Source organism: Megasphaera massiliensis (assembly GCF_036305205.1).
Lineage (GTDB): Bacteria > Bacillota > Negativicutes > Veillonellales > Megasphaeraceae > Megasphaera > Megasphaera massiliensis.
In genome coordinates this window covers 36,686-60,463 of the sequence record NZ_JAXIXE010000039.1, presented here as the reverse complement: position 1 = coordinate 60,463, position 23,778 = coordinate 36,686, and the positions used below count along the sequence as shown (strand labels likewise).

Here is a 23,778-nt window from a genome sequence, read left to right as displayed (position 1 = left end):
CGAGAGATGGACATTAGATTTCTGTGTCAACCCACCAGGACGGTTGACCATGCGGAGCGAGGAGCATCCAAATGGTCAAGATGGGCGGCCCTGTGCGAAAACTCGCTTCGTTCGTTTATGAAAGCGAGTTAAACGATGGGCAAAAAACAGACAAATATTGAAAAGAAAAACTACTATATTCCATTGGAAATTACACCTGAAACCATCATTACCGAGGAATACAGAAACAGTGAAGTTCACTGGTCAAAAATCGGTTGCCGTAAGGTCCGTACTATTCTGATTCCAGCAACCAAAGAACAGTACTATGAATTCATGCGTCCGCTCTGGCGGGAAGATAAACGACAGCAGCGGCATGGTGCCGATGAGGTATCGGCGGACAAGGTGCGGGATGACTACGAGCTGGAGGTGCCTGATGACTTCAACTTAGAGGAAGAAGTCGTGAAGGAAGAGTTGCTGGCAGCGCTGCGCCATGAACTGGCAGCCCTGCAGGACATCGATCGGACTATCTTGATGATGCTTGCCGATGGTTCCAGCGAAGCGGCGACCGGGAAGGCCGTCGGCTTGAGCCAGAAAGCGGTGAACAAGCGCAAACATAAGCTCTATGCAACTCCTAAAGGAACACCTCGAAGACTTCCGTTAAATGGGGAAAAATCCGGCTGCAAAAAAAAGTGGCCGGATTTTTTTTTGAAATCGGTACTTAACGATAACGCGGTTGTCCTATTACTGGTGAAGGGCGAACGAAGAAGCTCTTCAGGAAGGAGGCAGACAGATGATTCACACACAGACACCTGAGAAACTGGCTCAGCAGCAAAAGCTGAACCGGGAACTGGCGGCAGTGCTGATGGCCATCAGCACCACGACCCGCAGTATCGCCAGGAACATCCATCTCTTATCGATGCAAAGACATGTGAAAGGAGTCAATCCGTATGACAAACGATGAATTGCAGAAACTGGCAGCAGCCCTGACCGATTGCGGAAAGGCGCTGCTGAAGATTTCCGAAGCCATGGCGGTGAAAGAAGATAATCCGCCAGCTTCAGAAGCAAAATCTGAGAAGGCTGAAGAGCCGCTGACCCTGGAAGATGTCCGTAAAGTTGCTGCCGACAAGGCTCGCAAGGGATTCACAGCAGAAGTCCGCAGCCTCATCCAGAAGTATGGGGCGGACAAGCTGTCCGGCATTGATGCGGCACAGTATGAAGCGTTCCTGAAGGAGCTAGAGGTGATCGGTCATGCCGGGTAAACACGCGATGCTGTCCGCATCTTCCTGCTACCGATGGTTGGCCTGCCCGCCGTCCGCCCAGGAATGTGCCAATTTGCCGGATACCTCCAGTGAATTCGCCCGCCAGGGAACAGATGCCCATACGCTCTGCGAATTCAAGGTGAAGACAGCTCTGGGGCAGAAGATGGAAGACCCGACGAAATCCCTGACGTACTTTGATGAGGAGATGGCGGAATGCACTGATGAATATGCGCAGTTCGTTATGGAATGTCTGGCAGCGGCCAAAGCATCCTGCAAGGACCCGCTGATTATGATTGAACAGCAGCTGGATTTTTCCAAGTGGGTTCCTGGCGGGTTCGGAACAGGCGACTGCCTCATCGTGGCCGACGATACCCTGACGGTCATCGATTACAAGAACGGCCTGGGAGTCCTGGTGGATGCCGAGAAGAATCCGCAAATGATGTGCTATGCCCTCGGCGCACTGAACTTGTTCGATGGCATCTATGATATCCACCAGGTGTCCATGACCATCTTCCAGCCCCGCCGGGACAACGTCAGTACCTGCACCATGAGCAAAGAAAAACTGCTCCAGTGGGCCGAAACGGTGTTGAAGCCCGCCGCGGAACTGGCGGCCAAAGGCGAAGGGGAGTACAAGGCTGGCGACCATTGCCGTTTCTGCAAAATCAAGGCGACATGCCGCAAGAGGGCTGAATATAACCTGGAACTGGCTCAGTATGATTTCGCCGTCCCGTCCACGCTTCAGGATGAAGAAATCGAAGCCGTCCTGGCCAAGGCCGATGACTTGGTGAACTGGGCCGGCGACGTCAAAGATTACGCCCTGCATCAAGCCCTTTCCGGCAAGCAGTGGGCCGGTTGGAAATTGGTCGAAGGCCGGTCGAACCGTCGGTACGTCAGCGAAGACGCCGTTGCCGCCAAAGTAGAAGAAGCAGGCTTCGACCCGTATGAAAAAAAGCTGCTCGGCATTACGGCGATGACGAAACAACTTGGCAAGAAGCGGTTCGAAGAATTGTTGTCAGATTTAGTTGAAAAGCCGCAGGGCAAGCCAGTCTTGGTGCCGGAATCGGATAAACGCCCGGCCATGCACACCGCGGCAGACGATTTCAATATTGAAAATTAGGAGGAATTTATCATGACAAAAAAATTTACTAATCCTTGTAAGGTAATCACAGGAGTCAATACCCGCTGGTCTTATGCAAATGTTTGGGACCCGAAGTCTATCAATGGTGGTACGCCGAAGTATAGTGTATCTCTCATCATTCCGAAGTCCGATACGGAAACGGTCGAAAGCGTCCGAGCTGCTATCAAGGCTGCCTATGATGAAGGCCAGGGCAAACTCAAAGGTAATGGTCGGGTGGTACCGGCTCTCGAAGCTATCAAGACCCCGCTCCGTGACGGCGACTTGGAACGCCCTGGTGATGATGCGTATAAAGACAGCTTCTTCGTCAATGCCAATTCGGCTACCAAGCCGGGCATCGTCGATGCCGACTGCCAGCATATCCTGGAACGCTCTGAAGTCTACTCCGGCGTCTATGGCCGTGCGTCCATCAACTTCTATGCCTTTAACAGCAACGGCAATAAAGGCATTGCTTGCGGACTGAACAACCTGCAGAAAATCCGTGACGGTGAACCTCTCGGCGGCAAACCCCGTGCAGAAGATGATTTTGCTACGGCTGACGATGATGATTTCCTGGCATAAGGAGGCGTGATGATGGAAACTATGATGAGACTGATACTGGATGGCCTGTACTGCCTGGTTGCACTGTGCGCCGGTGGGTTCTTCGTGGCCATGATCTATACGGATATCAAAAAAGACCAGCGGGATGCAGAAATGGCCCGGCACCGGGAAGAACGGGAAGAAGAATATCACCGCAAGCAGATGGAATCTTTCCGGAAATAAGTAGTAGTGAATAACGGCGGCGGGGCCTTGTGCCTCGCCGTTTTTTCGAGGTGAAGAGTATGAAAACCATCAGTATCGATATTGAAACATTCAGCGATGTCAGCCTGGCTAAATGCGGCGTGTACAAGTATGCAGAATCGCCAGCCTTTGAACTCCTTCTCTTCGGTTATGCCGTGGATGGGGGCGAAGTGCAGGTCGTTGACCTAACGCAGGGAGAGCGCATCCCGGACGCTATCCTGGATGCCCTGACCGATGAATCCGTCACTAAGTGGGCGTTCAATGCCAGCTTCGAACGGGTCTGCCTGTCGCGGTACCTGTGTGACCTGGGAATGAGTCTGGATCCGTTCCATGATCATCATCCGCTTTCCCAGGATTGTTCCAGGTTCCTCAATCCGGCGGGATGGAAATGCTCCATGGTCTGGTCGGCCTATATGGGCCTGCCCCTTTCCCTGGAAGGCGCAGGAATCGTGCTGAAGCTGGACAGCCAGAAGATGAAGGAAGGCAAAGAACTGATCCGCTATTTCTGCGTTCCCTGCAAGGAAACCAAGTCAAACGGCGGCCGGACAAGGAACCTTCCTCAGCATGCTCTGGATAAATGGATGTTGTTCAAGTCCTACAACAAACGGGATGTGGAAGTGGAAATGGCCATCCAGGGGCGGCTGAAGAAGTATCCTGTCCCGGAACCGGTATGGGATGAATATCATCTCGATCAGGAAATCAACGACCGGGGCATCGCCATTGACCGGACACTGGCTGAAAATGCCATCGCCATAGATTCCCGCAGCCGGGACAGCCTGATGGCTGCGCTGAGAGAAAAGACGGGCCTGGAGAATCCCAATTCCGTTATTCAGATGATCGGCTGGCTGGAACGGCATGGGATGAAGACAGATTCCCTGGGGAAGAAGCAAGTACAGGAACTGCTGAAGACGGCGGAAGAACCGCTTCGCAGCGTACTGCTGCTCCGGCAGAAGCTGGCCAAATCTTCGGTAAAAAAATATCAGGCCATGGAGATGACAGCCTGCGAGGACAGCCGGGCCAGAGGGATGTTCCAATTCTATGGGGCCAACAGGACCGGGCGTTTTGCCGGCCGGCACATCCAGCTGCAGAACCTTCCGCAGAATCATCTGCCGGACCTCTCAGACGCCCGGGCGCTGGTACGCCAGGGAAATTACAAAGCCTTGGACCTTCTGTATGATTCCATCCCGGATGTCCTTTCCCAGTTGATCCGCACGGCCTTTGTGCCACGGAAAGGGATGAAGTTTGTCGTATCGGACTTTTCAGCCATTGAAGCCAGAGTGCTTTCATGGCTCGCAGGAGAAACATGGCGCTCGGATGTTTTTGCCAAGAATGGCGATATCTATTGCGCCTCGGCCAGCTCCATGTTCGGCGTTCCGGTGGAAAAACATGGCGTCAATGGACATCTCCGGCAGAAAGGGAAAATCGCAGAACTGGCCCTTGGCTATGGCGGCTCTACAGGTGCGCTGAAGGCCATGGGCGCCCTGGACATGGGACTTACGGAAAACGAGCTGTATCCTTTGGTGCAGTCCTGGCGGTCGGCCAATCCGCATATCGTCGATTTCTGGTGGCAGGTGGATGCCACCGTGAAGACAGCCATCAAGGAACAGATCCCCATGCGGGCCGGCTGCATCCGCTTCCTCTGCCAGAGCGGCATGCTGTTCATCCAGCTCCCAAGCGGACGGCGGCTTTCCTATGTGAAGCCCCGGATAGGCGAGAACCGCTTCGGCGGGGAATCCGTCACCTATGAAGGCATCGGCGCAACGAAAAAGTGGGAACGGCTGGAGAGCTACGGCCCGAAGTTCGTGGAAAACATCGTCCAGGGCATCAGCCGGGATATCCTCTGCTATGCCATGCAGACCTTGCGGTGCTGTGCCATCGTCGGTCATGTCCATGATGAACTGATCATCGAATGCAGCCGGGATGCCAGTGTCGATGCCATCTGTGAGCAGATGGGACGTACACCTCCGTGGGCCGAAGGATTGTTGCTCCGGGCAGACGGATACGAATGTGAATTTTATCAGAAAGATTGAAATGGGGGTACTTAAAGCATCGGATTCTGTCCTGCTACTGATAGAGGACGAGTTCCTCGGAAATTTTAACGAAAGGTGGAATCCGCTATGAAAAATTTGATTCCTGAAGATGATTACGGTATGTTCGCTGACCAGAAAGGAGTAGCCAGGGTCGATAGCCTGTTTGTGGCAGCGGTCTTTGAAAAGCAGCATTACAATGTGCTGCGTGATATCGAACGTATCACTGCACCTGCTTCCGGGTTGAGTCCAGAATTCATTGCCCTCAATTTTGAGTGCAATGCCTATCGGGATGCCAGGGGCCGCAAACTGCCGCGTTACCTGTTGACCCGAGATGGCTTTACCATACTGGTCATGGGGTACACCGGAGCAAAAGCAATGCGCTTCAAAGAACTCTATATCCATCGCTTCAATGAGATGGAGCAGTGCATCCGGTCGCTTCTGTCTGCCCGGCAGGAATTCCCAATGCTGACGGATATGATCTGCCGCCTGCATGAAAGCCCGAAGCCGTACCACTTCAGCAACGAATGTGACATGCTGAACCGTATCGTGCTGGGCATGTCTGCCAAGCAGTTCCGGCTGGCAAACGGCATCGAAAAAGGGCAGAGCATCCGGCCTTATCTGACCGCGCGGCAGATCCATGCCCTGGACCGGCTGCAGCACCTGGATTACGGTCTGCTGTATTCCTGTCCGGGTTTCCAGCAGCGCAAACAGATGCTCATGACCTATTACAAGACAGAACTGGAGGGATGAAGCATGTTTTACGTCAAGGAACCGATTCATGATGCCATGGAAGTCACAATCGAAATCAACGATGAGAATGTATTCTGCCGCTGCCCGGTTTGTGGCAGAGAAATCCTGGTGGATCTGGAGGAAGTTCTGGGCGATGGGAAGGGCGACCTGTTCGGGACAGCGGTCCTGTGTGAAGACTGTGCCCGGGAACTGATGGAGGTGCGCGATGGAGATGAACCCGAAGCGTAACGCCGAACATTATCCCGACCCCACAGCCTATCAGGCCATCCGGAATGCGGAACCGGCAAGGTTCCCGTTCCGGCCAGTGGTATACGTGTGTTCGCCCTATGCCGGGGATGTGGAGGCCAATACGGCCAGGGCGAGGAGGTACTGCCGCTATGTGACAAATCAGGGAGGCATCCCGCTGGCCCCGCATCTGTACCTGCCCCAGTTCCTGGATGAAAAGACGGAGCGGGACCTGGCCCTTTTCATGGATATCGCCCTTTTGTCCAAGTGCGCGGAACTATGGGTATTTGGCGATGCCATCTCGGACGGGATGCAGAAAGAAATCGAGTACGCCCGGCGCAAAAGGAAGCCTGTCCGGTATATCAAGGAGGTTTAAGGATCATGGAATTTACCCTTTATACGGCTGCTCTTACGGGGGCAGAGGCCAATTGCCGTTATCCGGAACAGCAGAAAATCAGCTGCGCCGAAGACCTTGGAGCAGCGGCTGCGTTTGACCATGTCTGTGTGGCATTCAAAAATGATTACCGGAAACGGGAGAATTTTCTCTCATCGGATGTCCTGGTCATGGACTGCGACAATTCGCATACGGAAAATCCTGCTGAATGGATGACCATGGAGAAATTCCTGGCCATAATGCCGGAAGTTTCCATGGCCATCGTCCCATCACGGAATCACATGAAGCCTAAAGACGGGAAGTGTGCCAGGCCGCGCTTCCACGTCTATTTCGGGATTCCCGAAATCACAGAGGAACCGTGCTATACGGAGCTGAAGCGGGCTGTTTATCACGCATATCCTTTTTTCGACGAAGCGGCTCTGGATGCGGCCCGTTTCATCTACGGCTGCCCGGCTGAGAAGGTGCTATGGCAGGATGGGAAAATGACGATTGACCAGGTGCTGAAGGACCGGGAAGCCGGGACACACAGCATTCCCCAGGGACAGCGCAATAATACCATGAGCCGCTTTGCCGGCCGGGTCATCAAACGGTACGGGGCAACCGAGCGGGCCTACTCCATTTTCCTTGAAGAAGCCGAAAAATGCGACCCGCCGCTTGCTGATGCGGAACTCAATAAAATCTGGCAGAGCGCTGTGCGTTTTGGTGAACGCATTGCCAGACAGGAAGGGTACGTCAGCCCGAACCAGTACAATAACGATTTTGCCTGTCAGGGCAGCCTGAAGCCGGAAGACTATTCGGATATCGGCCAGGCTAAAGTGCTGAAACGGGAATATGGCGATGAGCTGCGGTATACGGAAAGTACCGATTTTTTGCGGTACAACGGCATCTATTGGACTGAATCTCATCAGGAAGCCATCGGCGCAGCGGAAGAATTCCTGGAACTGCAGCTAGCAGATGCCAGGGACCAGATGGAAGCTGGCAGGAAGGAACTGCAGGAACTGGGCGTTGCGGCAGAACTCATCGACAAAGGCGGCCGGATGCTGGAGAAAGTCATCGAAGGCAGTCAGCAGAAAGCCTTCCAGTCCTACCAGGCGGCTTTGGCATATTATGCCTTTGTCATGAAGCGGCGGGACATGCGCTATATCATTTCGGCCCTGCAGGCCCTGAAGCCGATGCTGCTCATTCCCATCCAGGCCCTGGATGCGGATGAGTTCCTGCTCAACACGCCTTCGTTTACGTATGATCTGCGGCAGGGGATGGCGGGCAGGCGGAATCACCGTCCGGAAGATTATATTACCAAATGTACCGCTGTCGATCCCGGAGAGGAAGGGGAGACGGTCTGGCAGCAGGCCCTGGGCGAGTTTTTCACGGGCGACCAGGAGCTGATTGATTACGCCCAGGAAATCTGCGGACTCATGGCCATTGGCAAAGTGTATGTGGAAGCCCTGGTCATCGCCTATGGCGATGGACGGAACGGGAAGTCTACGTACTGGAACTCCATTGCCCGGGTGCTGGGAAGCTATTGCGGCGGCATCTCTGCCGATGCCCTGACGGCGAACTGCAAGCGGAACATCAAGCCGGAAATGGCGGAACTCAAGGGCAAGCGCATGGTCATCGCGGCCGAGATGGAAGAAGGTGTCCGGCTTTCCACTTCCGTCCTGAAGCAGCTCTGCTCGACAGATGAAGTCGGCGGCGAAAAGAAATACAAGACGCCGTTTACCTTTGTGCCGACCCATACGCTGGTCCTGTATACCAACCATCTGCCCCGCGTCGGAGCCAGTGATGAAGGGACCTGGCGCCGGCTTATCGTCATCCCCTTCAAGGCACAGTTTGAAGGCCATGGCGAAATCAAGAACTATGCGGATTATCTGGTGGAAACAGCTGGTCCTGCTATCCTGCGCTGGATCATCGAAGGGGCGGAGAAGGTCATTGCCAGCGAGTACCATCTGACCATGCCGAAATGTGTGCAGGATGCTATCCAGGAATACCGCGGACAGAATGACTGGCTCCGTCATTTTCTGGAAGACTGCTGCGATGTGGATCCATCATGCCAGGAAAAGTCCGGGGCGCTTTATACGGCCTACCGCTTGTACTGCCAGCAGATGAACGAATATACCCGCAGCACGACGGATTTTTATGGGGCACTGGAGAAAGCCGGGTTCGACAGGCGCAAGCGGAAAGCCGGATATTTCATTTACGGACTGAAACTGAAAGTCACAGATTTCCTGTGAGAGAAGGGAAGGGTGCAGGTCGGTGCAGGTCTATCCATAAACTCCCTTTAGGGCTGAAAAATAGAAAAAATGCCTTTAAGGAAAGTTTGCGGAACGACCTTCATCGACCTGCACCCCTGTAAAAAAGAGGTGATACCGATGCGGGAAAAAGAGATAGAACATCATCTGGTGATGGAAACCAGGAAGGCAGGCGGTATGGCAGTGAAGCTTGTTTCGCCATCGTTTTCCGGTATGCCGGACCGGTTGGTCCTATTGGGTGATGGGAAGATGGGCTTCGTGGAAGTGAAAGCGCCGGGGCAGAAGCCGAGGCCGCTGCAGCTGAAGCGGCATGCCATGTTGCGGAGACTGGGCTGCCAGGTCTTCGTTCTGGATGACATGGAGGACATCCCTGTTATCCTGAAGACCATCGCTCACACGCCCGATGGGAAAGGAGGCGGAGGTGCATGAAGTTCATGCCGCATGAATATCAGAAATACGCCATTGAATATATCAAGTCCCACCCCGTCACGGCCCTGTTCCTGGACATGGGCCTTGGCAAGACGGTGACAACGCTGACGGCCATCCGGGACCTGATGTATGACACCTTTGAAGTACAGCGGGTGCTGGTTGTCGCTCCGCTGCGGGTGGCGAGAGACACCTGGCCGGATGAAATCAAGAAGTGGGAACACCTGAAATGTCTTGCCTGTTCCGTCGTGGTCGGCAGCGTGCCAGAACGGAGAAGAGCCTTGCAGCAGGATGCGGATATCTATATTGTGAACCGCGAGAACCTGGTTTGGCTCTATGAGAACAGCCGCCTTGATTTCGATATGGTCGTCCTGGACGAGCTGTCGAGTTTCAAGAACCACCAGTCGAAGCGGTTCCGGGCCATGAAGGCCTTGCGCCCCAGAGTGAAACGCATCGTCGGCCTTACGGGAACGCCCAGCGGCAATGGGTTGATGGACCTTTGGGCCGAGTTCCGCATCCTGGATATGGGAAAGCGGCTGGGGAGATATATCAGCCAGTACCGGAACCTGTACTTCCAACCAGATAAGCGCAATGGCATGGTGGTGTATTCCTACAAACCCCTGCCGGGAGCGGAAGAAGCCATCTATCACCAGATTGCCGACATCACCGTGTCCATGAAGGCGACCGATTACTTGAAAATGCCGGAGCTGGTGAGCGTAGCGAAAGAAGTCTGGTTGAGCGGGAAGGAAAAGGAACGGTATGATGAACTGAAGAAATCCCTGGTGCTGGAACTTCCAGGCGGCGAGATCACAGCCGCCAATGTCGCGTCGCTTACCTTGAAACTTTCGCAGATGGCGAACGGCGCCATTTATACAGATGACAAGGCTGTGGTGGCCATCCATGACCGGAAGCTGGATGCCCTGGAAGACCTGGTGGAAAGCGCCAACGGGAAACCGGTCCTGGTAGCCTATTGGTTCAAGCACGATAAAGACCGCATCCGGCAGCGGATGGAAGCCCGGGAACTGAAGGAGCCGCAGGACTTCGCCGACTGGAACGCAGGAAAGATTCCCGTGGCGCTCATCCATCCGGCCTCTGCCGGACACGGCCTGAACCTGCAGCAGGGCGGTTCCATCCTGGTCTGGTTCGGCCTGACCTGGAGCCTGGAACTATACCAGCAGACCAATGCCCGGCTCTGGCGGCAGGGGCAGGCGGACAAGACGGTCATCATACAGCACATCATAGCCAGGGACACGATTGACGAGCGCATCCTGAAAGTCTTGGAACACAAAGACGGAACCCAGGACGCACTGATCGAGGCAGTGAAAGCTGACCTGGGCATGACGAAAACGGGAAATGGGGGCATACTATGAAGCAGGAACCGGAAGGAGAAGGAACACGTATGGAAGCCAAAGCGTACCTGGAACAGGCACGGAACATCAACATACAGATAGACAGCAAGCTGGAGCAGGTATCCGCTTTGCGGCAGCTGGCCATCAAGGCATCATCGACACTCAGCCCGGTGCCGCCGAGCGGGACGCCCAACCCGCACCGGCTGGAAGAAACCATTGCCCGCATGATGGATATGGAGCATGAAGTGGATGAAGCCATCGACGTCCTGGTCGAACTCAAGGCAGACATCATGAAGACCATCAGCCGGGTGCCGGATGCCCGGGAACGGGTCGTCCTGGAACTCCGCTACCTGGCCTTCAAGGACTGGGCGTCCATTGCCGATGCCCTGGGGCTTCATGTCCGCCAGGTGTACCGCCTGCATGACGAAGCCCTGAGACACATCGAGATTCCTGGAGAATGTCACTAAATGTCACTAAAGCAGCACTTGATGTCACTGGCTTCTGTAAGATATACTATAATCAGCAAGAAAAGAATGAAGGGCCGAGGCTTGAACGCCATCGGTCCTTTTTTGATGCCGGAGATGATACGAATGCCAAGAAGACCGCAGACACCGTGCAAGTATCCAGGATGCCCAAAGCTAGTGCCGTATGGAAGAAAGTATTGTGAGGAACATAAACGGCAGTGCCAGGGCGACCGGGTTAATGCAGAAACACGTGGCTACGGACGAGAGTGGCAGAAGGCCAGGAAGTTCTTTCTGAAACGTCATCCATGGTGTGTCCGATGCAAAGAGAAAGGACGGCTCGTCCCGGCAACGGTCGTGGATCATATCAAGCCGCATCGTGGCGACCCGGACTTGTTCTGGGACGAAACGAACTGGCAACCTTTGTGTAAGAGCTGCCATGACCATAAGACGATGACCGAAGACCGGGACATCGAGTACAAGTACTGAAAACAAGCGGGGTGGGGGGCTGTCAATCTCTGCAGCCCTTCCAGCCATGACCGCCGCCCCCTCAAATGGGAAAAACCGCGAAATTCATAAGGGGGGATATAAGGACGGAATTCAATCGAATATCAGGCAGCTCCAGGCTTATGGCCCGGGGCTTTTTTGTTGCCAGGAAGAAGGGAACCTTCATGAATGACTGCCAGCGCAGGCAGATTGAAACCATGCGGAAACAGGGGATGGGATACAAGGCCATCGCCCGGGAAACGAAGCTGTCACGGGACAGCGTACGGAATTATTGCCGCTGGCATCATCTAAATGGATACGGAGCCGCCATCGCCGCGGCATCCAGAAAGGAAACAGCGTATGAAGACATCGGATATGGAATGGAAAGTCCTGCCCATCGGCCAGCTGAAGCCTGCGGCATATAACCCCAGGAAGCAGCTGAAGCCCGGCGACAAGGAATACGAAAAAATCAAGCACTCCATCCAGGAGTTCGGCTATGTGGAACCCATCATCGTCAACTATGATATGACCGTCATCGGCGGGCATCAGCGCCTGACCGTATTGAAGGAAATGGGCTATGAAGAAGTGCAGTGTGTGGTCGTCCATATTGAAGACGAACACAAGGTCAAGGCCCTCAATATCGCGCTCAATAAAATCACCGGCGCCTGGAACGAACAGCTCCTGGCCGACCTCATCGTCGATTTGCAGAGCGTCGATTTCGATGTAAATCTGACAGGCTTTGAGGCGCCGGAAGTGGAGCAGCTCTTTTCTAAAGTCCACAACAAGAAGGTGAAAGAAGATGACTTCGATGTGGACGGAGAACTGGAACAGCCGGCTATGGCCAAGGCAGGGGATATCTGGCTCATGCGGGAACACCGTGTCATCTGCGGCGATGCCACGCTGCCGGAAACCTACACACGGCTGATGGACGGCAAGAAAGCCAATCTGGTGCTGACGGATCCTCCGTACAATGTGGATGTGGAAGAAACGGCCGGGAAAATCAAGAACGACAATATGCCGGACGATAAATTTTATCAGTTCCTGTTCAGCGCCTTCGTCAACATGGAGCAGAACATGGAACGGGATGCATCCATCTATGTGTTCCACGCCGATACGCAGGGGCTGAACTTCCGCAAGGCCTTCAAGGACGCAGGCTTCTACCTGTCCGGCTGCTGCATCTGGAAGAAGAACGCCCTGGTCCTGGGCCGCAGTCCGTACCAGTGGCAGCACGAGCCGTGCCTGTTCGGCTGGAAGCTGAACGGGAAACACCAGTGGTATTCCGACCGCAAGCAGACAACCATCTGGGAATATGACCGTCCGAAAGCCAGTAAGGAACATCCGACCATGAAGCCAGTGGCGCTCATGGCCTATCCCATACAGAACTCGTCCATGAGCCACTGCATCGTCCTGGACCCGTTCCTCGGATCCGGCTCCACGCTCATGGCCTGCCAGCAGACGGACCGCATCTGTTATGGCATCGAGCTGGACGAGAAGTTCGTCGATGTCATCGTGAAGCGGTATATCAGCGAGTGCGGGAGTGAAGGCGTGTTTGTACTGCGTGGGAATGAGAAAATTCCCTATGATAAAGTGCAAGAATGACTTGCTATTATCGGCGTTCAGAGTGATATATGTACTAGCAAAACAAGGAGGTACATAGACCATGACAATCCAGACGAACCTGAACGACCGCAAGGAACTGGCCAGACGGCTGATTCCTTTCAACCATAACGAAAAGCTTCATTACACCGGGACGCCGGCCTTTGCCTACGAAGGGCAGGGCTTCCGCATCCTTCGCAGCGGCGATATCGAATGCGATGATGAAAAGACAGAAGCCGCCATCACGGCTTTCCTGCAGGAAGCCGGAATCCTTCCGCAGCCGAAACCGGAAGAAGGAACGGAAACCGAAGTAACGCAAGAACCGACACAGCAGGATGAAACGCCAGAATCGGAAGCACTGCCGCAGACGGAGCCGGACAAGATGGAAATCAAGGTTCCCAATGATGGCATGGATGGGGCGCAGCTCCGCAACCTGGTCTTCATGCTCCATGCTCAGCAGTACCTGCTCAACCGGGCCGCAGGACATGAAAACATCCATGTGCCGGACAGGCTGGTGGAAGACCTGAAAGAAGAACCCGGTACAGACCGGACTTCCTTCTTTGCCATCTATCAGAACTACGGAAAGGAAGGGCGGGGGTTCCTGATTGCCGCAGACACGGTGACATTCTGCTTCTCCGCGACCGGCAATGCCGTAAAGAACCGCGCCCTGATTGAACTGGCGGCTTTCATGGTCAGTGCGGCGAAAAAGGCGAAACGGGTCCAGCCTGCCACACGGAAGCCGGAAAACGAGAAGTACTACCTGCGGATGTGGCTCCTGCGCATCGGCATGGGAACCAAAGCCAGCCACGAATCGCGCATGGTCCTGCTGAAAGGCCTGAACGGATGGAGTGCTTTCCGCACGGAAGAAGAGGCCATGACCCATGCCAGAAAGCAGAAGGAACGCCGGCATCCGAACCTATAAACCTTCGATTTAATTCATAATTATTCTCAAAATAGCTTGCTATTGTGTGCCTTTAGAGTGATATATAGTGTACCAAAAGAACACACGCACACATAGAAAGGACAGAGATGATTATGAAAACACTGCACTTTGGAATCGAAATGGAAATGACAGGGATTACGAGAAGCCGGGCCGCCAGCCTCATGGCCCGCTTCTTCGGGACGGAAAGCCGGCACGAAGGCGGAGCCTACGATACCTACACTGCAAGGGATGAACAGGGACGGAAATGGAAAGCCATGAACGACTCCAGCCTGGTTCCCCAGAAGAAGGTGAACGGAAACATTACAGATGCTTCCAGCTTCTACCGCACGGAAGTGGTCAGTCCCATCCTTTCCTACGAAGACATCCCGAAGCTGCAGGAACTGGTGCGGACGCTTCGCAAGGCCGGAGCTTTTGCCAACAAGTCCTGCGGCATCCACATCCATGTCGGGGCCGAACAGTTCACGGCAAAGACCCTGCGGAACCTGGTGAACATCATGGCGAGCAAGGAAGACATGATTTACCGCGCTCTCCAGATCAACCCCTCGCGGGAAAGCCGGTACTGCCGGAAGACGAACACCGCTTTCCTGAAGGATCTCAACCGGAAAAAGCCGGTCACCCTGGACGGCATCGCCAACCTCTGGTATCAGGAAGCGCCTTACGGACGGAATCATCATTACAACAGCACCCGCTACCACGGGCTGAACCTGCACGCCACCTTCACCAAGGGAACCGTCGAGTTCCGGCTTTTCAACGGGACGCTTCACGCCGGGGAAATCAAGGCATACATCCAGTTCTGCCTGGCTGTCGCCCATCAGGCTCTCACGCAGAAGAAGGCCTCGGCACGGAAGACCGAGACGGATAATGAGAAATACGCCTTCCGGTGCTGGATGCTCCGGCTCGGACTCATCGGCGACGAATTTAAGGCCTGCCGCCTCCACTTCCTCAAACACCTCACGGGCAATTCCGCATGGCGCAATGCCGCCGCTTGAAGGAGATAGCCTTCCGGGCAGCTTCGGCTGCCCTTGGGGTGGTAGAAGGGCATTCCCTTCAGAAAGGATGAGAGCGATGAAACAAAGAATCTACATTGCCTACGGCAGCAACATGAGTGAAGTACAGATGGCAAGACGGTGCCCTGATGCCGTTCTTGCAGGAACGGGCCGGATCCGGGGCTATGAACTTCTCTTCAAAGGGTCCCTGACAGGATGTTACGCCACTATCGAAAAGAAGGTGGATACCTTCGTGCCGGTTGTTTTCTGGCGCATTTCTTCGGCGGATGAACGGCGGCTCGATGCCTATGAAGGCTTCCCGCGGTTCTACTACAAAAAAGAAGTGGAAATGGAAACAGATGACGGCATCATCAGCGGTCTTGTGTACATCATGCACGAAGACCGGCGGTTCGGCATCCCGGAAGACTGGTACTACCAGAACATGGAGCAGGAGTACCGCAAATTCGGTTTCGACCTGTCCGTCCTGCGGGCCGGTCTGCGGCACAGCCGGGAACGGATGGAAGGGACGCGGGTGCGGCTTATCGCCATGGATGACAGGCAGGCACCGTCCAGGGGAACTGAAGGCACCGTCCAGTTCGTCGATGATGCCGGAACCATCCATGTACAGTGGGATACGGGCAGCAGTCTTGGGCTGGTACCCGGAGCCGATGAATGGGAAGTCATCGAATAAGATGCATAAATATCGGATGAATGACTTGCTATTATGTGCGTTCAGAGTGATATATATACATGACAAAGGGGATAAGCCCTAGAGGAAAAGCACACGAAAGCGAGGATTTTACCATGACAAACATCTATGCACTCCGCAACCATTTCGAACTCCGCGAATACCAAACAGCCATAACAAGGGCTGATTTTGAAGCCCATTTCAAGGCTACCAAGGAAAAAATGACCTTCACTTTTGGCGGATGGGATGGCGAAAGCTACGATGGCGAAAGCCGCACGGCAAGGGTTTACCGGACTGATATAAAAGGCTACGAAGATGCCCGGTTCATCAAAGTCGGCAAGGGGTTTCATTATATCGAGGAAGACCGCCAGGTGCTTGAAAAAGCAACCGGGGCAACCCATCCAAGCGCCGGATGGCTGGTCGATGTCCTGAAAAGCACGAAGTAAGGGAATCCTGAAGACGGGGCTGCAAGGCCCTGTTCTTTGCCATAAAATAAAATGCATAAATTTTCTTTAGAAATGGTAAAAGAAAATCTGGGAAGGCTGCAGCCGCGGCCTTCTCTGCCGTACAGCCCGCAAGGGCTTTTTTTATTGGGAGGTGAGCGCCATTGGCTGTACGAGGAAGAAAACCGAAGCCGACGGCGCTCAAGGTGCTGGAAGGCAATCCCGGCCATCGTCCCCTCAATAAGAAGGAACCCATGCCAAAGGGACGGCTCCCTCGCTGCCCGGACTGGCTGGAGGATGATGCCAAGAAAGAATGGAAGCGGCTGGGGAAAGTCCTCGCTGAGATGGGGATGCTGACCCATCTGGATATGATGGCCTTTGCCGGATACTGCCAGGCGTATGCCCGGTGGAAAGGGGCTGAAGAGTTCATCACCCAGCATGGGGATATGGTGCGGACGCCGAACGGCTACCTGCAGCAAGTGCCGCAGGTGTCCATCGCCCAGACGAACCTCAAGATCATGCTGAAATTCTGCGAGCAGTTCGGCCTGACTCCGTCTGCCCGGAGCCGCATGATCGGGGAAAAAAACGGGGCAGAAACAGAAACGGATGAAATGGAACTGCTGCTAAGGGGGTGACAAGTTTGGCGTTTGTATATAAGCCGTCAGCGTTCATGCTGCCGGATTCCCGTTATGATGAAGAAAAGGCTGACCGTGCCGTCGCTTTCATCGAGCATCTCTGTCATACCAAAGGAAAATGGGCCGGGAAGCCTTTCCTCTTATTGCCCTGGCAGGAACAGATTGTGCGTGACCTGTTCGGCATCGTCAAGAAAAACGGGAAGCGGCAGTTCCTGACGGCCTATATAGAGATTCCAAAGAAGAACGGGAAAAGCGAGCTGGCTGCAGCCATCGCCCTGTACCTTCTTTATGCCGATAATGAACCGAGTGCCGAAGTGTATGGTGCGGCTTGTGACCGCAATCAGGCATCCATCGTCTTTGATGTGGCACGGCAGATGGTCGAGATGAGTCCGGCCCTGATGCGCCGTTCCAAGATACGGTCGGCCGGGAAGCGGATCATCAACTACCGCAATGCCGGGTTCTATCAGGTATTGTCAGCGGAAACAGGAACCAAGCACGGACTCAATGTGTCCGGCCTGGTCTTTGATGAAATCCATGCCCAGCCGAACCGGAAACTCTACGATGTCCTGACCAAAGGCTCTGGTGATGCAAGGGAGCAGCCGCTCTTTTTCATCATCACTACGGCGGGCAATGACAAGAACAGCATCTGTTACGAACTGCATACCAAGGCCCTGGACCTGATGGCGGGCCGGAAGAAGGATGCCACCTTTTACCCGGTGGTCTATGGGCTGAAACCTGAGGAAGACTGGACGGACGAAGCGAACTGGTACAAGGCGAACCCGTCCCTGGGCCATACCATACAAATCGACCGCGTCCGGGAAGCGTATCGGACTGCCGTCGAAAATCCGGCGGAAGAGAATGTCTTCAAGCAGCTCCGGCTCAATATCTGGACTTCGGCCAGCATCCGCTGGATACCGGAACAGGTCTACGACAAGGGGAATCTTCCCATTGACCGGGATTCTCTGCGGGGACGGATGTGCTGCGGCGGGCTGGATTTGTCCAGCACGTCGGATATCACGGCCCTGGTCCTGGCTTTCCCGCCACGAAGCGAGGATGAGAAATACATCCTGCTTCCTTTCTTCTGGCTGCCGGAAGACACGCTGGAAGTGCGGTGCCGCCGGGATCATGTCCTTTACGATGTCTGGAAAAAACAGGGATTCATCCAGACGACAGAAGGGAACGTCATCCATTATGGTTTCATCGAGAAGTTCATCGAAAAGCTGGGTGAAACATACCATATACGGGAAATCGCTTACGACAGGTGGAACGCCACCCAGATGGTGCAGAACCTGGAAGACATGGGCTTTACCATGGTGCCTTTCGGCCAGGGATTCAAGGATATGTCACCGCCGTCGAAGGAGCTGTTCAAGCTCCTGATGGAAGGGAACATCGTCCATGGCGGCAATCCTGTTCTCAAATGGATGGCTGGCAACGTGGTCATGCGGCAGGACCCGGCGGGAAACATCAAGCCGGATAAAGAAAAATCCGTCGAAAAAATCGACGGAATCGTGGCGTCTATCATGGCACTGGACCGCTGCATCCGCAACGGGATAGGCAGCGGCAGTGTCTATGACGAACGGGGTGTTATTGCTTTTTGATTTTTATTACCAGGTAATTTGGCAGATGTTCATTCTGAACACCCAATCGAAAAGATACGCCATTCCCCTTAAAAGTGGAGAGATGCCTTCCTTTTTCAGGTCTACATAGCCTGTCAGGTATTTTCGTACAGATACCTTAATGTCGTCGTCCAATCTTAGGTCATGAAGTGGGTTATTGCAGTAGAACATTCCCTTTATGCCATGTATTCCCATTGTTTTCAATGTTCTCTTCATCAGTACTTTTATACCGAAGCTGCCGATAGTATCAAATACGAGGCAACCGTGGGAAAAGGCACCCTTTAGCCTCAGAATAAGTTGATGTACCTCTTTTTCTCTGAGATATATAAACACTCCGGCTGCAAACAGGAAAACTCCTTGAAATACATCAATGTATTGAGTCCAAGTATCATCATTTAAATCAGCCGCGATATTGATTTCTCGGCCAATAGGGGGAAGAAGCGAATTTCGTATGGAAATAATGTCTTTCCTGTCGATATTGTATAGATTCATTCTTCCGTTATCTCCTAAGCGAGGGGTCTGATCTAATCCGCATCCCATATTCACAACAGCCGCATCTGGATGGGAAGATAGATAGTCTTGCATCTCATAAAGAATAGCTTTGCTTCGAAGAATACCTTCTAAGGCACCAAACTTCCAAACAAAAGAACCTTTCTTTTTATCAAGCGTAGAAAAATCGTAATTCAGATGTCTGATTACGTCATCCGCATAAGGGTCTAGGAGAATGTGAGGGAAGAGCTCATTGCCAAGTTTCCTGGCATAGAGGGGAATGATTAATGTTTCTTGCACCGTATTTTTTTCAATAGTTATTCTGCTCATGAGTGCTCATTTCCTTTCTGAGATTTACTATTATAAAGATAGTTTACCACTAATAAAACGTGTTTGTAAACTATCAATTACTAGGTTAAGTATCCCTTTTCAGGAGGTTTTCATGCATATCCCATTTTTATCCAGCCTGTTCCGTACTCGGGACAAGCCTCAGAACTATTACATCGGCACGGATTTCCGTTATCTGTTCGGCCCTTCCACCAGCGGCAAGATGGTGAACGAGTTCACGGCCATGCAGACAACGGCGGTGTATGCCTGTGTCCGCATCCTGGCGGAAACCTTGGCAGCTCTGCCGCTACAGCTGTACCGTTACACGCCGGGCGGTAAGGAGCGGGTCTATGACCATCCGCTGTATCATCTGCTCCATGATGAGCCGAACCCGGAGATGACCTCGTTCATCTTCCGGGAAACGCTTATGAGCCATCTGCTCATCTGGGGCAATGCCTACGCCCAGATCATCCGGGACCGCCTGGGACGGGTGCAGGGACTCTATCCGCTGCGTCCAGACAAGATGACCGTCTGCCGGGATGACCGGGGACAGATTTTCTATCTGTATACCAAGACGGGTAATGAGAATCCGAATGTCAAACCATACGGGCAGGTGGTCCTGCAGAAGGAAGATGTACTGCATATCCCCGGCCTTGGTTTTGACGGCCTGGTCGGCTATTCGCCCATTGCCATGGCCCGCAATGCCGTGGGCATGACCATGGCCTGCGAGGAATACGGTGCGTCTTTCTTTGCCAACGGAGCCAGTCCCAGCGGGGTGCTGGAACATCCCGGCGTTCTGAAGGACCCGGCCAAAGTCCGGGATTCGTGGAATGCTGTCTACCGGGGGACGGGCAATGCCCACAAGGTAGCTGTGCTGGAAGAAGGCGTGCGCCCAGACGGGCGTCATTGATAGTAGTGTTTGGTACTACCACCCACAATCATGGGTGAGTTGACCTGCTTTACCGCAATGCGAAAGCTGATACGGGAACATAGCACGGCAGGAAAGCGGTAAGTTACCCAAAGGCTATAAGGTACGACTGAACCGCAACAACAATCGGATATGAGGTTTAAGTTATCTACTGAACGTGAGACCTGAGTGTCCATTTCCGAGGGGAATTGGGAAATTAGCCTATTACCCATTCCGTGACCGGCTGTCTTTACATCCTTCAAAGACAGCATGATTGCAAATGTCACGGCACGAGCAGGAGAACCTGTGTTAAAGGGTCTAAAGCGGAACCGACAATCCGAGCATACCAAGCAATGACGCTAACTGGGGATACCCTAAAGACGGATGCCGAAAGGCTATAGTCTATAGGACTTGAATACCGCCTATGGGTACGGAGCGTTCGTAGTAGTCTGAGAGAGTTAATGGCTCTTACATGGCGAAGGAACGCAGTTTATGCAACTCTAAAAGGAAAGATGAAAGGGAGGAGAAACCTCGATGAAGCCAACATCTGAAATTTTAAAGCGAATGTACGGAAATTCTGAAGAGCATTCAGACGGTATCTACACGCGGCTCTATAGGTATCTTTTGCGAGAGGATATCTACATGACCGCATACAAGAACCTTTACGGAAACAAGGGCGCAGGAACTGAGGGTGTGGATAATGATACGGCTGATGGTTTTGGAAAGGAATATGTGAATCAGATTATTGATGAACTGAAAAACCTGACCTATGAGCCAAAAACAGTAAAACGTGTCTACATTCCTAAGCGCAACGGGAAAATGCGTCCATTGGGCATTCCGTCATTCAGAGATAAACTGGTACAGGATGCGATACGGCAGATACTTGAAGCAATCTATGAGCCTGTTTTCAGTGCCCATTCGCACGGATTCAGACCAAATAGAAGCTGTCATACGGCGCTGAAAGAAATCAGTCGTTCGTTCCGCAGTACGAAGTGGTTTATCGAGGGTGATATTAAAGGGTGCTTTGACAACATTGACCATGCGGTTCTGCTGAATCTGCTTTCCGAGAAGATCAAGGATAGCAAGTTCATAAATCTGATAGGAAAGTTTCTGAAAGCAGGCTACATGGAAAATTGGGAATACCACAAGACATACAGCGGAACACCGCAGGGCGGCATACTTTCCCCGATTCTTGCGAATATATATCTGCATGAGTTGGATAAGAAAGTAGAAGCCATGCAACAGGAATTCAATGCGTCTGCTGAATATGCCTATACACCTGCATACGGTAAAAAGGTAAGAGAGATTGTCAAGCTGAGAAAGCGTTACGGTGATTGCGATGATGAAGCAGAAAAGAAAGAACTGCTAAAACAGATTCATAAGCTTGAAGTGGAAAAGCGCAGATTGCCATACAAGGACGCTTCCGACAAGAAAATTGCCTATGTACGCTATGCCGATGACTTTATTATTGGTGTCAGCGGAAGCCGTGAAGATGCGGAGAGCATAAAGCAGGAGCTTACGTTGTTTGTCGCAACAAAATTAAAACTGGAACTGTCTGACGAGAAAACAAAAATCACGCACAGTTCCGACAACGCTCATTTTCTCGGATATGACATCAACGTGCGCAGATGTCAGGAATCCAAAAGGAAAACCAACGGGGTTGTACAAAGGACGCTTAATAACTCTGTAGAATTGCTTATTCCTATGGAGCGGATTGAGAAGTTTATGTATGACCGTGAGATTGTCATCCAAGGTAAAGACGGCAGTCTCATTCCATGGCAAAGAAACTCGATGGCAGGTCTTACAGACCTTGAAATTGTAGATACCTATAACTCGCAGACTCGTGGAATCTGTAATTATTACAGCATTGCCAGTAATTTCTCAAAGCTGACGTATTTCGTTTATCTAATGGAATACAGTTGCCTGAAAACACTTGCTAAGAAGCATAAAACCAGAATATCAGGCATAAAGAGAATGTTCAAGTGCGGTAAATCATGGGGCGTTCCCTATGAAACGATGAAAGAGAAAAAGCGCATGATGATTGTGAAATTCTCTAACTTCAAACGGGGAAAAGTCTTTGAAGAACCAAACATTGATACGGTAAAGAACCATATTCATTTAAACACAAGAAATTCTCTTGAAGCCAGGTTGAAGGCTTGTAAATGCGAATTATGCGGTGCGGAAGGTGACGGAATTTCCTTTGAAATCCATCACATCAACAGAATGAAAAATCTTAAAGGGAAAGAGCAATGGGAAATGGCGATGATTGCAAGAAAAAGGAAAACACTTGTCGTTTGTAGAGAATGCCATAAGAAAATCCATCATTCGTAAGAGCGTAAATGGAAAGCCGTGTACATCGAGAGGTGTAAGCACGGTTTGGGGAGAGGCATGTGCAAACCGACATTGGAAACAATGCACGGCGGCACTTGCCTACTCTACATGAAGTACCAGCAGATCGGCATCCCGCCGGAAGAAGCACAGTTCCTGGAGACGCGGAAGTTCCAGCTCGATGAGATTGCCCGGCTTTACCGCATCCCGCCGCACATGATCGGCGACCTGGAGAAAAGTTCCTTCAATAACATCGAGCAGCAGTCCATGGAATTTGTGAAATACACCCTTGACCCGTGGGTCATCCGCTGGGAGCAGGCCATGCAGAAAGCCCTGTTCCTGCCGGAAGAGAAGAAGCAGTATTTCCTGAAGTTCAACGTGAACGGCCTCATGCGCGGCGATTACGAGAGCCGCATGACCGGGTACAGCATCGGCCGGCAGAACGGCTGGCTGTCCGCCAATGATATCCGGGAGATGGAAGACATGAATCCCGTGCCGGATGAAGAAGGCGGTAATCTATACCTTGTCAATGGCAGCATGACGAAGCTCAAGGACGCCGGGGCCTTTGCCCAGAAGGGAGAAACGAATGAAACATAAATTTTGGAAGTGGGTGACCAACGAAGCACCGGATTCTTTCGGCAGTAATCGCACGCTCTACCTGGACGGCCAGATTTCCGACGAAACCTGGTGGGGTGATGAAGTGACGCCGAAGGCGTTCAAAGATGAACTGAACGCAGGCAGCGGTGACATCACGCTCTGGATCAACAGCCCGGGTGGGGACTGCTTTGCCGCCGCACAAATCTATAACCTGCTCATGGATTATCCGGGGAACGTCACCGTCAAGATTGACGGCCTAGCTGCTTCGGCAGCTTCCGTCATCGCTATGGCCGGGACCAAGGTCTGTATGTCGCCAGTGGCCATGCTGATGATCCATAATCCGGCGACCCTGGCCTATGGCGACCAGGCAGAGATGGAAAAGACCATCGGCATGCTGAGCGAAGTCAAAGAGAGCATCATCAATGCCTACGAAATCAAGAGCGGCCTGGCCCGCACGAAGATTTCCCACATGATGGATGACGAGACCTGGCTCAACGCGAAGAAGGCTGTGGAACTGGGCTTTGCCGATGAAATCCTGTTCGACCAGAAGAAGGGAAATGAAGAACAGCCGGAAGCCATGCTCTACAGCCCGGTCACGGTGACGAATTCCTTTGTACAGAAACTGAAACCAAAGAAACCCTTGCAGAAAGTGCCAGCCGCTTTCCTGGAGAACCGGCTGGCATTGCTCATTCATTAAGGA

28 protein-coding genes are annotated in these 23,778 nt (G+C 52.8%); 27 read left to right on the top strand and 1 reads right to left on the bottom strand.

The genetic code is table 11. From position 1 onward, the window contains the following. Positions 1–135: 135 nt before the first annotated feature. The 23 genes from UCI88_RS08625 (at position 136) to UCI88_RS08515 (ending at position 18,412) form a co-directional block, all read left to right on the top strand. Positions 136–792, top strand: a complete 657-nt coding sequence (locus tag UCI88_RS08625; RefSeq protein WP_330024176.1) for a hypothetical protein — start codon at positions 136–138, stop codon at positions 790–792. Next, the gene (locus UCI88_RS08620; RefSeq protein ID WP_256179334.1) at positions 770–940 is read left to right on the top strand and encodes a hypothetical protein; all 171 of its coding nucleotides are present in this window, start codon (positions 770–772) and stop codon (positions 938–940) included. Before UCI88_RS08625 ends, UCI88_RS08620 begins: the two co-directional genes overlap by 23 nt. Beyond that, positions 927–1,238: an rRNA biogenesis protein rrp5 gene (locus tag UCI88_RS08615; RefSeq protein ID WP_101912217.1), complete on the top strand. Its 312-nt coding sequence runs from the start codon at positions 927–929 to the stop codon at positions 1,236–1,238. Before UCI88_RS08620 ends, UCI88_RS08615 begins: the two co-directional genes overlap by 14 nt. Further along, positions 1,228–2,355 carry a DUF2800 domain-containing protein gene (locus UCI88_RS08610; protein WP_256179333.1) on the top strand — a complete coding sequence of 376 codons (1,128 nt, stop codon included), beginning with the start codon at positions 1,228–1,230 and terminating at the stop codon, positions 2,353–2,355. Before UCI88_RS08615 ends, UCI88_RS08610 begins: the two co-directional genes overlap by 11 nt. 12 nt (positions 2,356–2,367) lie before the next feature. Further along, positions 2,368–2,934 (top strand): DUF2815 family protein, encoded by a 567-nt coding sequence (locus tag UCI88_RS08605; RefSeq protein ID WP_118023435.1) that lies wholly within the window; start codon positions 2,368–2,370, stop codon positions 2,932–2,934. Positions 2,935–2,943: 9 nt separating this feature from the next. Further along, positions 2,944–3,135 (top strand): hypothetical protein, encoded by a 192-nt coding sequence (locus UCI88_RS08600; RefSeq protein WP_256179332.1) that lies wholly within the window; start codon positions 2,944–2,946, stop codon positions 3,133–3,135. A gap of 59 nt (positions 3,136–3,194) precedes the next feature. Next, complete coding sequence (locus UCI88_RS08595; RefSeq protein WP_278656145.1) at positions 3,195–5,183, top strand: DNA polymerase; 1,989 nt, start codon at positions 3,195–3,197, stop codon at positions 5,181–5,183. Between the two features lie 87 nt (positions 5,184–5,270). Then, positions 5,271–5,933, top strand: coding sequence for a Rha family transcriptional regulator (locus UCI88_RS08590; RefSeq protein WP_039899501.1), 663 nt, complete (start codon positions 5,271–5,273; stop codon positions 5,931–5,933). 3 nt (positions 5,934–5,936) lie between these two features. Continuing rightward, positions 5,937–6,161 (top strand): hypothetical protein, encoded by a 225-nt coding sequence (locus UCI88_RS08585; protein ID WP_009014568.1) that lies wholly within the window; start codon positions 5,937–5,939, stop codon positions 6,159–6,161. Beyond that, complete coding sequence (locus tag UCI88_RS08580; RefSeq protein ID WP_256179330.1) at positions 6,139–6,534, top strand: DUF4406 domain-containing protein; 396 nt, start codon at positions 6,139–6,141, stop codon at positions 6,532–6,534. The genes UCI88_RS08585 and UCI88_RS08580 overlap by 23 nt, the downstream gene beginning before the upstream one ends. Positions 6,535–6,539: 5 nt before the next feature. Further along, positions 6,540–8,783 (top strand): phage/plasmid primase, P4 family, encoded by a 2,244-nt coding sequence (locus UCI88_RS08575; protein ID WP_256179329.1) that lies wholly within the window; start codon positions 6,540–6,542, stop codon positions 8,781–8,783. Positions 8,784–8,921: 138 nt separating this feature from the next. Next, positions 8,922–9,230, top strand: a complete 309-nt coding sequence (locus tag UCI88_RS08570) for a VRR-NUC domain-containing protein (RefSeq protein ID WP_256179328.1) — start codon at positions 8,922–8,924, stop codon at positions 9,228–9,230. Then, complete coding sequence (locus UCI88_RS08565) at positions 9,227–10,597, top strand: DEAD/DEAH box helicase (RefSeq protein WP_237985561.1); 1,371 nt, start codon at positions 9,227–9,229, stop codon at positions 10,595–10,597. Before UCI88_RS08570 ends, UCI88_RS08565 begins: the two co-directional genes overlap by 4 nt. Then, entirely contained in the window at positions 10,594–11,043 is a 450-nt protein-coding gene (locus tag UCI88_RS08560) for an ArpU family phage packaging/lysis transcriptional regulator (protein WP_227202568.1), read from the top strand. The genes UCI88_RS08565 and UCI88_RS08560 overlap by 4 nt, the downstream gene beginning before the upstream one ends. Beyond that, a complete protein-coding gene (locus tag UCI88_RS08555; RefSeq protein WP_306662955.1) occupies positions 11,044–11,526 on the top strand; it encodes an HNH endonuclease in 483 nt (160 codons plus the stop codon). It begins immediately after the preceding gene. A gap of 140 nt (positions 11,527–11,666) precedes the next feature. Further along, on the top strand, positions 11,667–11,948 hold the full coding sequence (locus UCI88_RS08550) for a hypothetical protein (protein WP_330024175.1): 282 nt from the start codon (positions 11,667–11,669) through the stop codon (positions 11,946–11,948). After that, a complete protein-coding gene (locus UCI88_RS08545; RefSeq protein ID WP_256322784.1) occupies positions 11,899–13,122 on the top strand; it encodes a site-specific DNA-methyltransferase in 1,224 nt (407 codons plus the stop codon). Before UCI88_RS08550 ends, UCI88_RS08545 begins: the two co-directional genes overlap by 50 nt. A gap of 61 nt (positions 13,123–13,183) precedes the next feature. Continuing rightward, complete coding sequence (locus UCI88_RS08540) at positions 13,184–14,041, top strand: hypothetical protein (protein ID WP_227202566.1); 858 nt, start codon at positions 13,184–13,186, stop codon at positions 14,039–14,041. Between the two features lie 107 nt (positions 14,042–14,148). Further along, a complete protein-coding gene (locus UCI88_RS08535) occupies positions 14,149–15,051 on the top strand; it encodes an amidoligase family protein (RefSeq protein ID WP_227202565.1) in 903 nt (300 codons plus the stop codon). A 76-nt stretch (positions 15,052–15,127) separates the two neighbouring features. Beyond that, the gene (locus tag UCI88_RS08530; protein WP_009014556.1) at positions 15,128–15,739 is read left to right on the top strand and encodes a DUF4314 domain-containing protein; all 612 of its coding nucleotides are present in this window, start codon (positions 15,128–15,130) and stop codon (positions 15,737–15,739) included. Positions 15,740–15,852: 113 nt separating this feature from the next. Then, on the top strand, positions 15,853–16,182 hold the full coding sequence (locus tag UCI88_RS08525) for a hypothetical protein (protein WP_227202564.1): 330 nt from the start codon (positions 15,853–15,855) through the stop codon (positions 16,180–16,182). Between the two features lie 161 nt (positions 16,183–16,343). Beyond that, positions 16,344–16,814: a phage terminase small subunit P27 family gene (locus tag UCI88_RS08520; RefSeq protein ID WP_009014554.1), complete on the top strand. Its 471-nt coding sequence runs from the start codon at positions 16,344–16,346 to the stop codon at positions 16,812–16,814. A 5-nt stretch (positions 16,815–16,819) separates the two neighbouring features. Beyond that, the gene (locus UCI88_RS08515; protein ID WP_009014553.1) at positions 16,820–18,412 is read left to right on the top strand and encodes a terminase large subunit; all 1,593 of its coding nucleotides are present in this window, start codon (positions 16,820–16,822) and stop codon (positions 18,410–18,412) included. 6 nt (positions 18,413–18,418) lie between these two features. Here the strand turns inward: UCI88_RS08515 and UCI88_RS08510 are convergent, their stop codons facing one another. Further along, the gene (locus UCI88_RS08510; RefSeq protein ID WP_009014551.1) at positions 18,419–19,249 is read right to left on the bottom strand and encodes a class I SAM-dependent methyltransferase; all 831 of its coding nucleotides are present in this window, start codon (positions 19,247–19,249) and stop codon (positions 18,419–18,421) included. Positions 19,250–19,469: 220 nt separating this feature from the next. Here UCI88_RS08510 and UCI88_RS08505 point away from each other — a divergent pair, with 220 nt between their 5' ends. From UCI88_RS08505 to UCI88_RS08490, 4 genes are all read left to right on the top strand, one after another. Continuing rightward, positions 19,470–20,156, top strand: a complete 687-nt coding sequence (locus tag UCI88_RS08505; RefSeq protein ID WP_330024174.1) for a phage portal protein — start codon at positions 19,470–19,472, stop codon at positions 20,154–20,156. 531 nt (positions 20,157–20,687) lie between these two features. Continuing rightward, on the top strand, positions 20,688–22,484 hold the full coding sequence (gene ltrA, locus UCI88_RS08500; RefSeq protein ID WP_156705317.1) for a group II intron reverse transcriptase/maturase: 1,797 nt from the start codon (positions 20,688–20,690) through the stop codon (positions 22,482–22,484). A 108-nt stretch (positions 22,485–22,592) separates the two neighbouring features. Then, entirely contained in the window at positions 22,593–23,078 is a 486-nt protein-coding gene (locus tag UCI88_RS08495; protein ID WP_009014549.1) for a phage portal protein, read from the top strand. Continuing rightward, complete coding sequence (locus UCI88_RS08490; RefSeq protein ID WP_009014548.1) at positions 23,068–23,775, top strand: head maturation protease, ClpP-related; 708 nt, start codon at positions 23,068–23,070, stop codon at positions 23,773–23,775. Before UCI88_RS08495 ends, UCI88_RS08490 begins: the two co-directional genes overlap by 11 nt. Positions 23,776–23,778: the final 3 nt, after the last annotated feature.

Excerpts from the sequence above, each read along its gene's own strand:
- UCI88_RS08625 (WP_330024176.1), top strand. The coding sequence starts at position 136 with ATGGGCAAAAAACAGACAAATATTGAAAAGAAAAACTACTATATTCCA.
- UCI88_RS08620 (WP_256179334.1), top strand. The coding sequence starts at position 770 with ATGATTCACACACAGACACCTGAGAAACTGGCTCAGCAGCAAAAGCTG.
- UCI88_RS08615 (WP_101912217.1), top strand. The coding sequence starts at position 927 with ATGACAAACGATGAATTGCAGAAACTGGCAGCAGCCCTGACCGATTGC.
- UCI88_RS08610 (WP_256179333.1), top strand. The coding sequence starts at position 1,228 with ATGCCGGGTAAACACGCGATGCTGTCCGCATCTTCCTGCTACCGATGG.
- UCI88_RS08605 (WP_118023435.1), top strand. The coding sequence starts at position 2,368 with ATGACAAAAAAATTTACTAATCCTTGTAAGGTAATCACAGGAGTCAAT.
- UCI88_RS08600 (WP_256179332.1), top strand. The coding sequence starts at position 2,944 with ATGATGGAAACTATGATGAGACTGATACTGGATGGCCTGTACTGCCTG.
- UCI88_RS08595 (WP_278656145.1), top strand. The coding sequence starts at position 3,195 with ATGAAAACCATCAGTATCGATATTGAAACATTCAGCGATGTCAGCCTG.
- UCI88_RS08590 (WP_039899501.1), top strand. The coding sequence starts at position 5,271 with ATGAAAAATTTGATTCCTGAAGATGATTACGGTATGTTCGCTGACCAG.
- UCI88_RS08585 (WP_009014568.1), top strand. The coding sequence starts at position 5,937 with ATGTTTTACGTCAAGGAACCGATTCATGATGCCATGGAAGTCACAATC.
- UCI88_RS08580 (WP_256179330.1), top strand. The coding sequence starts at position 6,139 with ATGGAGATGAACCCGAAGCGTAACGCCGAACATTATCCCGACCCCACA.
- UCI88_RS08575 (WP_256179329.1), top strand. The coding sequence starts at position 6,540 with ATGGAATTTACCCTTTATACGGCTGCTCTTACGGGGGCAGAGGCCAAT.
- UCI88_RS08570 (WP_256179328.1), top strand. The coding sequence starts at position 8,922 with ATGCGGGAAAAAGAGATAGAACATCATCTGGTGATGGAAACCAGGAAG.
- UCI88_RS08565 (WP_237985561.1), top strand. The coding sequence starts at position 9,227 with ATGAAGTTCATGCCGCATGAATATCAGAAATACGCCATTGAATATATC.
- UCI88_RS08560 (WP_227202568.1), top strand. The coding sequence starts at position 10,594 with ATGAAGCAGGAACCGGAAGGAGAAGGAACACGTATGGAAGCCAAAGCG.
- UCI88_RS08555 (WP_306662955.1), top strand. The coding sequence starts at position 11,044 with ATGTCACTAAAGCAGCACTTGATGTCACTGGCTTCTGTAAGATATACT.
- UCI88_RS08550 (WP_330024175.1), top strand. The coding sequence starts at position 11,667 with ATGGCCCGGGGCTTTTTTGTTGCCAGGAAGAAGGGAACCTTCATGAAT.
- UCI88_RS08545 (WP_256322784.1), top strand. The coding sequence starts at position 11,899 with ATGGAATGGAAAGTCCTGCCCATCGGCCAGCTGAAGCCTGCGGCATAT.
- UCI88_RS08540 (WP_227202566.1), top strand. The coding sequence starts at position 13,184 with ATGACAATCCAGACGAACCTGAACGACCGCAAGGAACTGGCCAGACGG.
- UCI88_RS08535 (WP_227202565.1), top strand. The coding sequence starts at position 14,149 with ATGATTATGAAAACACTGCACTTTGGAATCGAAATGGAAATGACAGGG.
- UCI88_RS08530 (WP_009014556.1), top strand. The coding sequence starts at position 15,128 with ATGAAACAAAGAATCTACATTGCCTACGGCAGCAACATGAGTGAAGTA.
- UCI88_RS08525 (WP_227202564.1), top strand. The coding sequence starts at position 15,853 with ATGACAAACATCTATGCACTCCGCAACCATTTCGAACTCCGCGAATAC.
- UCI88_RS08510 (WP_009014551.1), bottom strand. The coding sequence starts at position 19,249 with ATGAGCAGAATAACTATTGAAAAAAATACGGTGCAAGAAACATTAATC.
- UCI88_RS08505 (WP_330024174.1), top strand. The coding sequence starts at position 19,470 with ATGGTGAACGAGTTCACGGCCATGCAGACAACGGCGGTGTATGCCTGT.
- ltrA (WP_156705317.1), top strand. The coding sequence starts at position 20,688 with ATGAAGCCAACATCTGAAATTTTAAAGCGAATGTACGGAAATTCTGAA.
- UCI88_RS08495 (WP_009014549.1), top strand. The coding sequence starts at position 22,593 with ATGAAGTACCAGCAGATCGGCATCCCGCCGGAAGAAGCACAGTTCCTG.
- UCI88_RS08490 (WP_009014548.1), top strand. The coding sequence starts at position 23,068 with ATGAAACATAAATTTTGGAAGTGGGTGACCAACGAAGCACCGGATTCT.